The sequence below is a fragment of the Sphingobium sp. LB126 genome, from assembly GCF_002795205.1.
GTDB classification, from domain to species: domain Bacteria; phylum Pseudomonadota; class Alphaproteobacteria; order Sphingomonadales; family Sphingomonadaceae; genus Sphingobium; species Sphingobium chungbukense.
Window position 1 is genome coordinate 915,310 of sequence record NZ_NETV01000001.1, and the last position, 13,203, is coordinate 928,512.

The window sequence follows — 13,203 nt, forward strand, 5'->3', positions numbered from 1 at the left end:
GTCGACCCGCGGCCCGGATTACGGCTCGTTCGCCAGCAAATAGGTCTGGCGCAACGTATCGATCGGCTTCAACGCCCCATCGGCCTCATGATGCCAGAAGGTCCAGCCATTGCAGCTCGGCGCCCCTTGCAGCGTCGCGCCCATCTTGTGGATCGACCCCGTATCCGCCCCGACGCTGAGCGAACCGTCCGCCCGCACCACCGCCTGCCAGCGCCGCTTGGCGTCGGTCAGCACGGAACCGGGCTGCAAATAGCCCGTCTCGACCAGCGTGCCGAAGGCCACCTTGGGCTGCTGCCGCGCGGTCTGCATGATGGTGAGCGATGATTCATCCAGCGGCAACGCCGCCTCGATCCGCTCCAGCGCGACCTCGATATAATCGTCCTCGCGCTCGATGCCGATCCACTTGCGGCCCAGGCGCTTGGCGACCGCGCCCGTCGTGCCGGTGCCGAAAAAGGGATCGAGCACCACATCGCCCGGCTTGGTGCAGGCCAGCATCACGCGATAGAGCAGCGCCTCGGGCTTCTGCGTCGGATGCGCCTTGGTGCCGTTGCGCTTCAGCCGCTCCTGCCCGCCGCAGATCGGCAGCACCCAGTCGGAGCGCATCTGCAACTCGTCGTTCAGCGTCTTCATCGCCTTGTAGTTGAAGGTATATTTCGCGTCCTCGCCCTGGCTCGCCCAGATCAGCGTCTCATGCGCATTGGTGAAGCGCGTACCCTTGAAATTCGGCATGGGGTTGGACTTGCGCCAGATGATGTCGTTGAGGATCCAGAAGCCCTCATCCTGCAACGCCGTGCCGACGCGGAAGATATTATGGTAGCTGCCGATCACCCAGATTGAGCCGTTCGGCTTCAGGATGCGGCGCGCCTCGCGCAGCCAGGCCTTGGTGAAGCGGTCATAGCTGCCCAGCGTATCGAACTTGTCCCAATCATTGTCGACCGCATCGACGCGGCTGCCCTCGGGCCGGAACAGGTCGCCGCCCAGTTGAAGATTATAGGGCGGATCGGCGAAGATCATGTCGATGCAGGCGTCCGGCAGCTTCGCCATTTCGGAGATGCAATCGCCCCGCAGCAGGCGGTCGGCCTCGATCGAGACCGGCGCAACCGCCTTTTTCCGCCGCGGTGCGACGCGTTCCATGACACCCATTTAAGTGACCCCCTTCGTTCTGAGGCCCAGCGATGAGTCCTCGAGAGTCCGCCGTCAAGATCAGCTACTTAGCACAAGAGCCTCAGAAAATGGTTAACACGCGCCGGAACGAACCGGGTAGCCACGACATATTGAGCCAAGCGCGACTCGCCGGACTCAAGATGAAGTAGTGTGACTCAAAAGACTCAGGAGGAAAGGCCGGGAAAGTTTTTTTGGTTAACGCCGCCTCGGCAGCGAAAAACGGCCCTTCGCTTGACCATTTCATAACCATCTGATTATGAGAAGCCGATGACGACACATATTTTGAAGGGGGATCGCTCGGCCTCCTGCGACGAGCTTTTCAAGGCCCTGTCCGACGGCACCCGGCGCACGCTGCTCGAATATCTGGTGCGCGAGGGCGAGCAGAGCGTCCATGCCCTGACCGCCATTTCCGGCGTATCGCAGCCCATGGTGTCGCGCCACCTCGGCAAGCTGAAACGCGCCAGCCTCGTGACGGCCCGCAGGGCAGGCCGGGAAACCTATTATACCGCCCGGGCCAAGGGCCTTGCCCCGGTGGTGCAATGGATGGCCGTCTATGGCGCGCTCTGGTCCCAGCGCTTCACCGCGCTGGAAGAGCTGGACGGCTACTAAGCCAGAATCCGCTCGATCAGTACCACATCGTCCGGCTTGTCGGCATCGATACAGGCTTCCGCCTTGTCCATCGCCACCAGCCGGGCGGACAGGCCGAAGCGCCGCCCCACCCGCGCGATCCCACCGCGTAGCGTGGAAATCCGCAGCACCGCCCCCAGCAAGGCCAAGGGTCCGAAGGCGGACAATATCTTCCACCCCTTCTTCCTGTCCTGTTCCACCTCCTGCCACAAAGCGATCACCGGCCGCGCCTTCGCGCTCCCGAACCAGAAGATGTTCGCCCCCGACCACCAGCCGTCCCGAAACTTCAGCCAGGTCCGCCGCGAGTCCGGATAGCGCGCCAGCAATATCCTGCGCTCCACCATCGCCACGGCAATGTCGGCACCCGAAGCCTCCCGCACCATCTGGTCCAGCATCGCCCCGTCCAGCAGCACATGGTCGGCCGTCGTCATCAGCAGCGGAAAGGGCAAATCCGCCCGGTCCAGCAAAGCCATCAGCGAGGAAGCAATCCCGCCCCCGCTCGTCTCAAACCGCACCCTGGGATGCTCCGCCAGCCAGGCCGTGGCCGGATCTCCCGCAAACAGCTCCGGCGCCTGCGTCAGGACAATCACCCGCCCGATCGCCGGATGCGCCAACAAGGCGCGCGCCGGATGGTTGATCATCGGCTCGCCGCCAACCGGCACCAGCGGCTTCACCGCCACGCCCGCGGCCACTGCCAACGGATCGGTGCCGGGCCGCGAACCGGCGAGCAGAATGGCGGTGATGTTGGAAGGCGTCGCGCTCATGGCCGCCCGTTAGCGGAGCCGGTCACGCAGGCAAAGCTATTTCCCGGTCGCCGCGGGCACCGCATTCGGCGTCGCACCTGGGGCCGGCCGCTTTTGCGCCACCTGCACCGGCAATCCGATGCGCAGGCTCTTCAATTGCACCAGCCGCGCCCGGAACGCCGCCAGTTCCCGCCCGGCAAGCTGCGCGGTGGTGGTGAAACGCACCGACAGCGGATTGACCACCTGCCCGTTGCGATAGAGTTCATAATGCAGATGCGGTCCGGTCGACAGGCCGGTCGAACCGACATAGCCGATCACCTGTCCCTGCCGCACCCGCTGCCCCGGCGCCGCAGCGATCCGGCTCATATGCGCATAGCCGGTGGCCAGGCCGTTGCCATGTTCCAGCCGTACATAATTGCCATGCCCGCCATGCCGCCCGGCATAAGACACCACCCCGTCGGTCACGGCATAGATGGGCGAGCCGTAGGATGCCGCGAAATCGATGCCGGCATGCATGCGCGTATAGCCCAGGATCGGGTGCCGCCGCATGCCGAAGCTGGACGACATGCGCCCAGCCACGGGCGACGACAGCACGCCGCGCCGCTCGCCCACCCCCGACGCCTCGAACCACTGGGTCCGCCCGTCCTGCGACCATTTCAGCATGTCGATGCCACGTCCGCTCGCCCTGTGCAGGCCGGCGAACAGCAAATCGCCTACCTCCACGTCGCCCGTGTCGGCCCGATGATATTCGGTGATGATGTCATAGCGGTCACCCGCGGAAACCGATCCAAGATCGATCTGCTGCGCCACCACACGCAGGAAGCTCTGGATCGCCTTGGGCGGCGCCCCGGCGGCCCGCGCCGAATGATAGAGGCTCTCGCCCACCACGCCCTGGATGCGCAGTGGCGTGTCGTCTACATGGATGGCCGTCCGCTGCACCTGCAACACTCCGCCGACCCGCGACACTTCTATCCCCAGGTCCAGTCGTGCCCGGAACGCCAGCCTGTCCAGCGGGCGCGGCATGTCCCGGCTCGCCCGGCGGCCCAACACGATGTCCAGCGGCGTCCCCGGTTTCAGTCCGTTGCTGGTATCGCCCGCCACCAGGCTCGTCACCGTTGCCACATCGCGGCCGCTGACCCCTGCCCGCGCCAGCGCACGACCCAGCGAATCGCTTCCGCCGATCTGCGCGCGCAATTCGATCTGCGGCCGCTCCGGCGTCTCGCGCAGCGGCTGCACCGCGTCCGTCGGCCCCATGCGCCGGCCGCTGTCCGCGCCCATGGCGAGCGGCATGATCATCTGGCTGCGCACTTCGTCAAACTGTGTGGACGCCAGTAAAGGCTGCGGTTCACCGGGCAGCGCATGGAAACCGGGCGAGAGGTAAAGTGCCGCCGCGCACAGCCCGAAACAGGTCGCAAGGCCCCGGAACCAGGTGAAACTTCCCACCCGCTGGCCAAGGTCGGGGACAAGCTCCACATCCTCGGCCCAGTCGCGCAGCTTCTCTCGCCAGCCACGCTGATCCTCGACCGGCCCGGCATGGCGGATGGAGTCAGTCAACCACAAGGACGCGGAAGCGCCTCCCTGCTGGGCATTGATCTGACTGCCATGAAACACGGAAAAAACAGGCCCCCGGGGCAAATCGCCACGACCCCCGCCGCGCGTTCATCAGCGATTTTGTAAAAGCACAAGGTTAAAGTCAAATAAACGCGGCTTTTTTAACCCTTTTTCTGCGGTCGGATGTGCCCGACGACCGACCGGCGGTCCGAAATGGGGCACTCCGCCGATTTCCCCGGCCTTTGCCCTTGCCCTTATCCGATCCATGCCCGACATAGCGGGGGTCATGGCCCTATTCGCCCGCTCACCCATCACAGCCGTGCTGGGCCCCACCAACACCGGCAAGACCCACCTCGCGGTCGAACGCATGTGCGGCCATTCCTCCGGGATGATGGGCTTTCCGCTGCGCCTGCTGGCACGCGAGGTCTATGACCGGGTGGTCGGCATGAAGGGCGCCAACCAGGTCGCGCTCATCACCGGCGAGGAGAAGATCGTCCCACCCGGCGCCCGCTATTTCCTCTGCACGGCGGAATCGATGCCCATCAGCGTAGGCCAGCAGGCCGGAGCTGCACAACACAGCGGCGGGGGCCGTGAATCTGCGCAAGAGGGCCTCAAGGACTATGCCTTCGTCGCCCTCGATGAAGCCCAACTCGGCTCGGACCCGGAACGGGGCCATGTCTTCACCGACCGGCTGCTGCGCGCCCGAGGCCGCGAGGAAACCATGATCCTCGGCTCGGCCAGCATCAGCCGCGTGGTGAAGACGCTCGTCCCCGACGCCGAGATCATCGGCCGCCCGCGCTTTTCCACCCTATCCTATGCGGGCGCGAAAAAGCTCTCCCGCCTGCCCAAGCGTTCCGCCATCGTCGCCTTCTCCGCCGAGGAGGTCTATGCGGTGGCCGAAATGCTCCGCCGCTTCCGGGGCGGAGCGGCGGTGGTGATGGGCGCGCTGTCCCCCCGCACCCGCAACGCGCAGGTACAGATGTTCCTGAACGGCGAGGTCGATTATCTGGTCGCCACCGACGCCATCGGCATGGGCCTCAACCTCGACGTCGCCCATGTCGCCTTCGCCTCGCTGCGCAAGTTCGACGGCCGCCGCACCCGCCGCCTCACCGTCAGCGAAATGGCACAGATTGCGGGTCGCGCCGGGCGCCATCATAAGGACGGCACCTTCGGCAGCCTGGGCCATGAAGATGGCGATGCCGCCTTTACCCCCGAAGAGATCGAAGCGATCGAGGCGCACCGCTTCCCTCCGGTCGATCAGCTTTTCTGGCGCGACGGCACTCCGCGTACCGACCGGCTCGACCATCTCCTCTTCGACCTGGAGCAGAAGCCGGAGCGCCCGGAACTGCGCGCGGCGCCCGAGGCGGTCGATCTCGCCGTCCTCAAACGGCTCGCCGATGACCCGCTCGTCATCGAGCGCGTCAGGGGCCAGAAACAGGTCGAACGCCTCTGGGCCGCCTGCGGCCTGCCCGATTTCCAGAAGCTCGGCGCCGAACATCATGCCCGCACCGTCGGCCGGATCTGGCGTTTCCTTTCGGAGGGAACGGGCCACATTCCCCGTGACTGGTTCGCCCAGCAAATCGCGCGACTCGATTCGGTGCAGGGCGACATCGACACCCTGTCCGGACGGATCGCCGCGACGCGCACCTGGTCCTACATCGCCCATCGCGCCGACTGGCTCGCCCATCCCGCGGAAATGGCGGAGCGCACGCGGGCTTTGGAGGAAAAGCTGTCCGATGCCCTCCATGCCGCGTTGACACAGCGTTTTGTCGACCGCCGCACCACGGTTCTGCTAAGGGATATCGGCCAGAGCGCGGCCAATCTGCCGGTCGAAATAGAGCAGGATGGGACAGTCTGCGTCGATGGCGAGACGATCGGGCGACTTGACGGATTTCGTTTCTCGGTCGATCCCGCTACCCGGCATCAGGACAGGAAGATGCTGTTGGCGGCCGCTGAACGGCGCCTTGGAAGGATATTGCGAGTGAAGGCTGAAGAATTACTGGGCGCACCCGATACTGATTTCGCGCTCATGGACGAGGCAGGACAGGCCCCCGGCATAAGCTGGCAGGGCAATGCGGTGGCCACGCTGCATGGCGGCGCCACGCTGCTGACCCCGGAAATCCGGCTGGATCGCGCGCTTCTGACGCTGGGTCAGGATGTGCAGAAGCAGATCGGCGCCCGCTTGACGGCATGGTTCGACACGCAGAAGGAAAAGCATCTCCTGCCGCTGACCAAGATGGTCGCCAGTTCGCAGGATGCCGAAGTTCCCGCCGTCGTCCGCGCCGTTTTTGCCCAGCTCGCCGATGCGGGCGGCCTGATCGCCCGCACAGACCTCGATTCGGCGCTCGGCCATCTCGACAAGGACCAGCGGCATCTGCTGCGTCGCGCCGGGATCGATATCGGCGTGCTCGACATCTACCATCCGGGCCTTTTGAAGCCCGGTTCGGCCCGCTGGCGCGCAGCCCTGCTCGCCGCGCGGATCGCCAAGCCCTGCCTCCCCCTCCCCGGCCCCGGACTGACCCTGATCCCCGCGGGCGAAAAGCCTGACCAGATGGGCGCCCGCATCGCCGGTTTCCGGGGTTTCGGCGAACAGATGCTGCGCATCGACATGGCCGAACGCATGGCCCGCACCGCGCATGAGGCGATTGCGAAGAACGAAGCCTTTACCGCCCAAAGCCCCCAGATCGTCTCGCTCGGCCTGTCGGAGGAGGCATTCCTGCAACTGATGCGCCTTGCCGGTTTCCGCCCCATCGAAGCCCCCGAGGAAGGGGGCCCCAACTGGGTCTTCCGCGGCCGTCAGAAACTCCGACCGCACCACCATCAGCAGAACCGCGACAAACGTGGTCCCGGCCAGGGCAAGGCACAGCACCCGTCCCAGGGCAAGCCGCGCGGTGACCGGGCACCCCGCCCCGCCGCCTCGTCCGGCCCCGCGCCCGCCGGCAACCATGCCTTTGCGGGTCTCGCCGAATTGCTGGGCCGCAATGGCTGACGCGGGCACGGCCTCGGTCCACGGACCAAGCCTGCGCATCGACAAGTTCCTCTGGTTCGCGCGGCTCGCCAAAAGCCGCTCGACCGCGCAGAAACTGGCGGAGGACGGTCATATCCGCCTGAACGGCCGCCGCATCGAACGGGCGCACGCCCCGGTGCGCGCGGGCGACCTCATCACCTTCCCCCATCCCAGCGGTGTTCGCGTCGTCCGCGTGATGCAGCTCCCCCACCGCAGAGGTCCCGCCCCGGAGGCGCAGACCTGCTATGAGGAGCTGACCGTCGGGGCCTGAAGCCGCCAATCCAAGCACGGCCATCAGCAGCGCAAAAATATCCTCATTGACCTTCCGGGCGACCGCGCATAGCAGGGCGCCGATCGTTTCCATACCAAGAGTGCTGACCCATGACCTACGTCGTGACCGATAACTGCATCCGCTGCAAATATATGGATTGCGTCGAGGTTTGCCCCGTGGACTGTTTCTACGAGGGGGAGAACATGCTGGTCATCAATCCCAATGAGTGCATCGACTGCGGCGTGTGCGAACCGGAATGCCCGGCCGAGGCGATCCTGCCCGACACCGAGAACGGCCTGGAGAAATGGCTGGAGCTCAACACCAAATTCTCCGCCGAATGGCCCAACATCACGGTCAAGGGCGAAGCCCCCGCCGACGCCGACGCCATGAAGGGCGTCGAAAACAAGCTGGAGCAGTTCTTCTCGCCCGAACCCGGCACCGGAAGCTGATCTGACGCGGCGCAGCGCGGCCCGCCTCTGGGCTGCGAATGGCACCCCGAAAACCAGCTATTGCGTTTTATTTCCCGGTCCACTCCCGGATTTTGTGTCCAGGGGTGGCAATTTTGTTACGAATCTGCTAAACAGGCGCCAACAGGTGGACATGGTCGCGTCCGCTACGGAGACAAATGCCTGATGACTTGATGGTGGCGCCGTATCCCCCTCGGCTCGTGCGTCCTTTCGCACCTGCAACGCGAATGCCACCGCTCCCCCGAAGACATGGAAAGGTTTCAAATGGCTGCCAAGGCGCTGTCCTTTGACGTTGGTGATTATGTTGTTTACCCCAAACATGGCGTTGGCCGCGTCATAGAGCTGCAGAAGGAGCAGATTGCGGGCATGGAGCTGGAGCTGTACGTGCTCCGCTTCGAAAAGGAGCGCATGACGCTTCGCGTGCCCACAAACAAGGCCGAAGGCGTGGGCATGCGCAAGCTGTCGTCCAACAAGACGCTCGAGGAAGCGGTCGAGACGCTCAAGGGCAAGCCCAAGGTGAAGCGCACCATGTGGTCGCGCCGTGCCCAGGAATATGAAGCGAAGATCAATTCGGGCGACCTGGTGTCGATCGCCGAGGTGACCCGTGACCTGTTCCGCGCTGACGATCAGCCGGAGCAGAGCTATTCGGAACGGCAGATTTTCGAGGCCGCCTCCAGCCGTCTCGCCCGCGAACTCGCGGCGATGGAAGAGACGGACGAGCCGAACGCGCTCAAGAAGATCCTGCGCATCCTCAACGAAGCCGCACCCAAGCATGCGAAGGTGGAAGGCTGACGGGATTTGGGCGTGCTGGTAACGGCAGGCCAATCCCAAAAAGGGCGTCCCGACAGGGACGCCCTTTTTGCATGATCCTCGACAGCCGGCGTCACCGGCCCGGATTTTGCCATATTGTCACTGATTCTTCGCCGCCCCGGCTGCATCCTTTGCCGCATCGCCGATATCGCTCGCGGCCTGGCCGACCTGTGATGCGGCGCCTTCGACGGCGCTATCCTTCTGGGTCTGACTGGTGATCAGGAAGAAAGCGGCAATCGCCACCACAACCACCAACAAGAGAACGGCTACCATGGTGCCGCCGCCGCCACGCTTTTCAATGACCGTCGTGGTCGCCGCCGGACGCTCCTGATAATCCGCCATATAATCCTCCTCTCGTTTTGCTGCCCGCCTCATCAATGCACAGACAGGCGAGCGGGTTCCTCGCGCATCAGCGGCAATATCCCTCCCGTCCCGGCACGACGATCAGACAGTCCTTCCGCCCTGCCAGATATTTGAAGCCGGTTTCGCTCCCGATTCCCGGACGGATCGTCAGGTCCCGGCCGTCACGCACAAAACGGATGTCGGTTCCCTCGGCCACGCCGCCATAATCGCCTTGGCGGTCCAGATTATCCTTGTTGGTGATCGCATAATGGCCCGGTTTGCCGTCGGGCGAGAGCTGGATGTCGAGGAACAGTCCCTCCGGCCCGTTCCACCGTCCGATCCAATCGTCCGTGGGCAGGCCCGTCACTTCGTTGGTTCCCACAGTTACCGCATCGGGTTCGTCGATCGCCTCCACACCGGGCGCCGCCGAAACGGCATTGTCCACCGCCGCCTTGTCATCGCTCTTGGCGCAGCCACTCAAGCTGTGGAACAACAGCATCGCCGGAAAGAGGGCACACGCACGATTCCTGCGCTTCATCCACATTTCTCCTTGCATTTATCACGCCGAACGGCTGAACGCGGCTATTCGATCCTTCTTTCCATGCAGGGGACGGACGGCTTGCCAGCCAGTCCGATGGGGAGCAGGGTAATGGGCGGGGAAAGATGATGGAGCAAAAGATAGAGGGGCGCCCCGAAAGGGCGCGATTTGTGCGCGAATCCGCCGATGTGCGGCGGCAGGCCTTGATCGAGGCGACGGCACGTTGTCTGGCCGAAAAGGGCGTGGGCGGCACCTCCGTCCGCGTGATCTGCGCCTATGCCGGGGTGTCGGCGGGCCTGCTCACCCATTATTTCGACGGCGTCGATGCCCTGATCCTCGCTACCTATCGCGACGTCGGCGAAAAGGTCGGTGCCGCCATGGAACGGGCGGTGGCAGAGGCCGGACCCGACCCACGCGATCGCCTCTGGGCCTATTTGCGCGCCAATTTCCAGCCGCCGGTGCTGGATCCCAACCTGCTGGCCACCTGGATTTCCTTCTGGAGTCTCAACAAGACCAACCCGGCCATCGCGGCCACCCATGCCGAAACCTATGGTAGCGTGCGGGAGCATCTGGAAGTGCTGCTGCGCGAGGCAGCGCCTCAGATTCCGCGCCCTGACGCACGCATCGCGGCGATCGGCCTGACGGCGATGGTCGATGGGCTGTGGCTGGAACTGTGCCTAGATTCATCCACCTTCACCATCCAGGAAGCGCTGGGCATGGTGGAGGAAGCGATGAACTATGTCCTCAGCAAGCCGAGAAACGGGTCGATCGATCAATAAGCGGCCCACTAATCGGTTTTATCAATCAACATTGGTAATAAAACCAATTTCCCCTGAATCGTCATCCTCCCTAGGTAGGTCGGGCACACAGCAACCCGTTAAAAGGAACTGGAAAGCCCATGGCTCTTATCAATACGACCATCAAGCCGTTCACCGCCACCGCATATAAGGAAGGCAAGTTTGTCGACGTCACCGACGCCGATGTGAAGGGCAAGTGGGCCGTCTTCTTCTTCTATCCCGCCGATTTCACCTTCGTCTGCCCGACGGAGCTGGAGGATCTGGCCGACATCTACCCGACGCTTCAGAAGCTGAACGTCGAGGTCTACTCGGTGTCGACCGATACGCATTTCAGCCACAAGGCCTGGCACGACACCTCGCCGGCGATCGGCAAGATCAACTATTTCATGCTGGGCGATCAGTCGGGCACCATCACCAACAATTTCGACGTGATGCGTCCGGGCGTCGGCCTGGCTGACCGCGCCACCTTCCTGGTCGATCCCGAAGGCGTGATCCAGTTCATGGAAATCACGTCGGAAGGCGTCGGCCGCAACGCGACCGAACTGCTCCGCAAGGTGAAGGCTGCGCAATATGTCGCCGCCAACCCCGGCGAAGTCTGCCCGGCCAAGTGGGAAGAAGGCGAAGCCACGCTGGCTCCCTCGCTCGACCTCGTCGGCAAGATCTAAAGACCTGAAACGGCGCTCCGCCGGGCCGGGTCGAGGCACACTCCCCGGCCCGGCGGGGTTTTATGCAAGAATTTCATATTATCTGTCAGCCGGGTGTTCGGGTCGCACCTTCCCGGCGCTTGACAAGCCGCGCCCCGGATCGGCGCGCCCAACCCACGGAGAACAAGATGTTGGACGCAAATCTCAAGGGTCAGCTCAAGGCCTATATGGCAAACATCACCCAGCCGATCGAGTTGGTAGCGTCGCTGGATGACGGCGCGAAAAGCCGTGAACTCAAGACGCTGATCGATGAAATCGCCGAACTGTCGGACAAGGTGTCCGTGACGACCGGCCCAAACACAGACAGCAACAAGCGTGTCCCCAGTTTCATGATCCGCCGCACCGGCACGGACATCGGCGTGACTTTCGCCGGCCTGCCCATGGGTCATGAATTCACCTCCCTCGTCCTCGCCCTGCTCCAGGTCGGCGGCCACCCTTCGAAGGCGGCGCAGGACCTGATCCAGCAGATCAAGGACATTGACGGCGACTTCGCCTTCGAAACCTATTTCTCGCTGTCGTGCCAGAACTGCCCCGACGTGGTGCAGGCGCTGAACCTGATGGCCGTCCTCAACCCCCGCATCAGCCATACCGCCATCGATGGGGCGCTGTTCAAGGAAGAGGTCGACGCCCGCAAGGTCATGGCCGTACCCACCGTCTTCCTGAACGGCGAACCCTTCGCCAGCGGCCGGATGGAACTGGAACAGATCGTCGCGAAGATCGACAGCGGCGCGGCAGCCCGCGCGGCCGAGAAGATCAAGGCCCAGGACCCGTTCGAGGTGCTGGTGGTCGGCGGCGGCCCTGCTGGCGCGGCGGCGGCGATCTATGCGGCGCGCAAGGGCATCCGCACCGGCGTCGCGGCGGAGCGGTTCGGCGGCCAGGTGCTCGACACCATGGACATCGAGAATTTCATCTCGGTCAGCCGCACCGAAGGCCCCAAGCTCGCCAGCGCCCTCGAAGCGCATGTAAAGGATTATGATGTCGAGATCATGAACCTTCAGAAGGCCGCGAAGCTGATCCCGGCGAAGGTCGAGGGCGGCTATCATGAGGTCGTGCTGGAAAACGGCGCGAGCTTGAAGGGCAAGACCGTCATCCTCTCCACCGGCGCCCGCTGGCGGCAGATGGGCGTGCCGGGCGAGGACGACTATCGCAACAAGGGCGTCGCCTACTGCCCGCATTGCGACGGTCCGCTGTTCAAGGGCAAGCGCGTGGCGGTGATCGGCGGCGGCAATAGCGGCGTGGAGGCTGCGATCGACCTGGCCGGCATCGTCGCCCATGTGACGCTGATCGAGTTCGACAGCCAGCTCCGCGCCGACGCCGTGCTCCAGCGCAAGCTCGCCAGCCTGCCGAATGTCAGGATCATCACCTCGGCCCTCACGACCAAAGTGAACGGCAATGGCGAACGCGTCACGGGCCTCAGTTATCAGGACCGCAACAGCGGCACGGAGCATGATGTCGAACTGGAGGGAATTTTCGTGCAGATCGGCCTCGTCCCGAATACCGAATGGCTGAAGGACGCGATCGCCCTCTCCCCTCGCGGCGAGATCGAGATCGACGCGCGCGGCGAAACCAGCCAGCCCGGCATCTTCGCGGCAGGCGATTGCACGACCGTGCCCTACAAGCAGATCGTGATCGCCATGGGCGCAGGCTCCACGGCGGCGCTCTCCGCCTTCGATTACATCATCCGCCTCCCCGCGGCCGAGGAAACCGCGCAAGCGGCCTGATCATCCGGGCCACAGAATCGCAAGGGCGGCTGGTTCCAAAGGGGACCTGCCGCCCTTTTCATAGGCAAGTCACGAAAAAGACACGATATTGTAAGGTTAATATCTTTTTCACCACGATCAGCGATTCTCAAAGGCATCAATTACGCTAGCAGGTGTCGTCATGGCGCTATGTGCCTATCGCAATCCGGAATGGCTGTCGGCGGTCTACGCCATGGTGGATGAAGTCTGCATCCAGGACGGCGCCCTGCCGCCCGGCACCATCGGCACCCTGGCCCGCCTCATCGACACGGCGGACGGCGATCGTTCCACCGACAGCTTCATTCCCCGCGCCCAGGCCATGCTGCTCACTATCCATCGCCTGCGCGCGTCCCTCACTCAAACGGATTGCCAAGCCGCTGCAATCCGCGGCGAACTCCGCCAGATGTGCAACGACTGGATCCGGTCCGCCCGCTTCTGCTGAT

14 protein-coding genes are annotated in these 13,203 nt (G+C 64.0%); 9 read left to right on the forward strand and 5 right to left on the reverse strand.

Going from position 1 to position 13,203, the window contains the following annotated elements; translation table 11 throughout:
- Positions 1-18: 18 nt before the first annotated feature.
- Positions 19-1,143 carry a site-specific DNA-methyltransferase gene (locus CAF53_RS04415; RefSeq protein ID WP_046764770.1) on the reverse strand — a complete coding sequence of 375 codons (1,125 nt, stop codon included), beginning with the start codon at positions 1,141-1,143 and terminating at the stop codon, positions 19-21.
- A 288-nt stretch (positions 1,144-1,431) separates the two neighbouring features.
- On the opposite strand from CAF53_RS04415, the gene CAF53_RS04420 reads away from it, so the two are divergent.
- On the forward strand, positions 1,432-1,773 hold the full coding sequence (locus CAF53_RS04420) for a metalloregulator ArsR/SmtB family transcription factor (RefSeq protein WP_046764771.1): 342 nt from the start codon (positions 1,432-1,434) through the stop codon (positions 1,771-1,773).
- Here CAF53_RS04420 and CAF53_RS04425 read toward each other — a convergent pair.
- A complete protein-coding gene (locus CAF53_RS04425) occupies positions 1,770-2,555 on the reverse strand; it encodes a nucleotidyltransferase family protein (RefSeq protein ID WP_046764772.1) in 786 nt (261 codons plus the stop codon). The two genes, CAF53_RS04420 and CAF53_RS04425, sit on opposite strands and share 4 nt — an antisense overlap.
- Before the next feature lie 36 nt (positions 2,556-2,591).
- The gene (locus CAF53_RS04430) at positions 2,592-4,145 is read right to left on the reverse strand and encodes a M23 family metallopeptidase (RefSeq protein WP_046764773.1); all 1,554 of its coding nucleotides are present in this window, start codon (positions 4,143-4,145) and stop codon (positions 2,592-2,594) included.
- Positions 4,146-4,350: 205 nt separating this feature from the next.
- On the opposite strand from CAF53_RS04430, the gene CAF53_RS04435 reads away from it, so the two are divergent.
- The 4 genes from CAF53_RS04435 (at position 4,351) to CAF53_RS04450 (ending at position 8,622) form a co-directional block, all read left to right on the forward strand.
- The gene (locus tag CAF53_RS04435) at positions 4,351-7,074 is read left to right on the forward strand and encodes a helicase-related protein (RefSeq protein WP_046764774.1); all 2,724 of its coding nucleotides are present in this window, start codon (positions 4,351-4,353) and stop codon (positions 7,072-7,074) included.
- Positions 7,067-7,363, forward strand: a complete 297-nt coding sequence (locus CAF53_RS04440; RefSeq protein WP_046764775.1) for an RNA-binding S4 domain-containing protein — start codon at positions 7,067-7,069, stop codon at positions 7,361-7,363. Before CAF53_RS04435 ends, CAF53_RS04440 begins: the two co-directional genes overlap by 8 nt.
- Positions 7,364-7,473: 110 nt before the next feature.
- Positions 7,474-7,812 carry a ferredoxin FdxA gene (gene fdxA / locus CAF53_RS04445; RefSeq protein WP_046764776.1) on the forward strand — a complete coding sequence of 113 codons (339 nt, stop codon included), beginning with the start codon at positions 7,474-7,476 and terminating at the stop codon, positions 7,810-7,812.
- A gap of 282 nt (positions 7,813-8,094) precedes the next feature.
- Positions 8,095-8,622 (forward strand): CarD family transcriptional regulator, encoded by a 528-nt coding sequence (locus tag CAF53_RS04450; RefSeq protein WP_046764777.1) that lies wholly within the window; start codon positions 8,095-8,097, stop codon positions 8,620-8,622.
- 117 nt (positions 8,623-8,739) lie between these two features.
- On the opposite strand, the gene CAF53_RS04455 is transcribed toward CAF53_RS04450, so the two are convergent.
- Together CAF53_RS04455 and CAF53_RS04460 are read right to left on the reverse strand one after the other, a co-directional pair.
- Positions 8,740-8,982, reverse strand: coding sequence for a hypothetical protein (locus CAF53_RS04455; RefSeq protein WP_046764778.1), 243 nt, complete (start codon positions 8,980-8,982; stop codon positions 8,740-8,742).
- A gap of 67 nt (positions 8,983-9,049) precedes the next feature.
- On the reverse strand, positions 9,050-9,520 hold the full coding sequence (locus tag CAF53_RS04460; protein WP_242443383.1) for a hypothetical protein: 471 nt from the start codon (positions 9,518-9,520) through the stop codon (positions 9,050-9,052).
- 128 nt (positions 9,521-9,648) lie between these two features.
- Between CAF53_RS04460 and betI the strand changes: the two genes are divergently transcribed.
- The 4 genes from betI to CAF53_RS04480 all read left to right on the forward strand — a co-directional run bounded on the left by betI (position 9,649) and on the right by CAF53_RS04480 (position 13,202).
- The gene (gene betI, locus CAF53_RS04465; RefSeq protein ID WP_052757469.1) at positions 9,649-10,299 is read left to right on the forward strand and encodes a transcriptional regulator BetI; all 651 of its coding nucleotides are present in this window, start codon (positions 9,649-9,651) and stop codon (positions 10,297-10,299) included.
- A 119-nt stretch (positions 10,300-10,418) separates the two neighbouring features.
- Entirely contained in the window at positions 10,419-10,982 is a 564-nt protein-coding gene (ahpC, locus tag CAF53_RS04470) for an alkyl hydroperoxide reductase subunit C (RefSeq protein WP_046764781.1), read from the forward strand.
- 167 nt (positions 10,983-11,149) lie between these two features.
- Positions 11,150-12,742: an alkyl hydroperoxide reductase subunit F gene (gene ahpF, locus CAF53_RS04475; RefSeq protein ID WP_100237440.1), complete on the forward strand. Its 1,593-nt coding sequence runs from the start codon at positions 11,150-11,152 to the stop codon at positions 12,740-12,742.
- A 160-nt stretch (positions 12,743-12,902) separates the two neighbouring features.
- Positions 12,903-13,202, forward strand: coding sequence for a hypothetical protein (locus CAF53_RS04480; RefSeq protein ID WP_046764783.1), 300 nt, complete (start codon positions 12,903-12,905; stop codon positions 13,200-13,202).
- The last annotated feature ends 1 nt before the right edge of the window (position 13,203 follow it).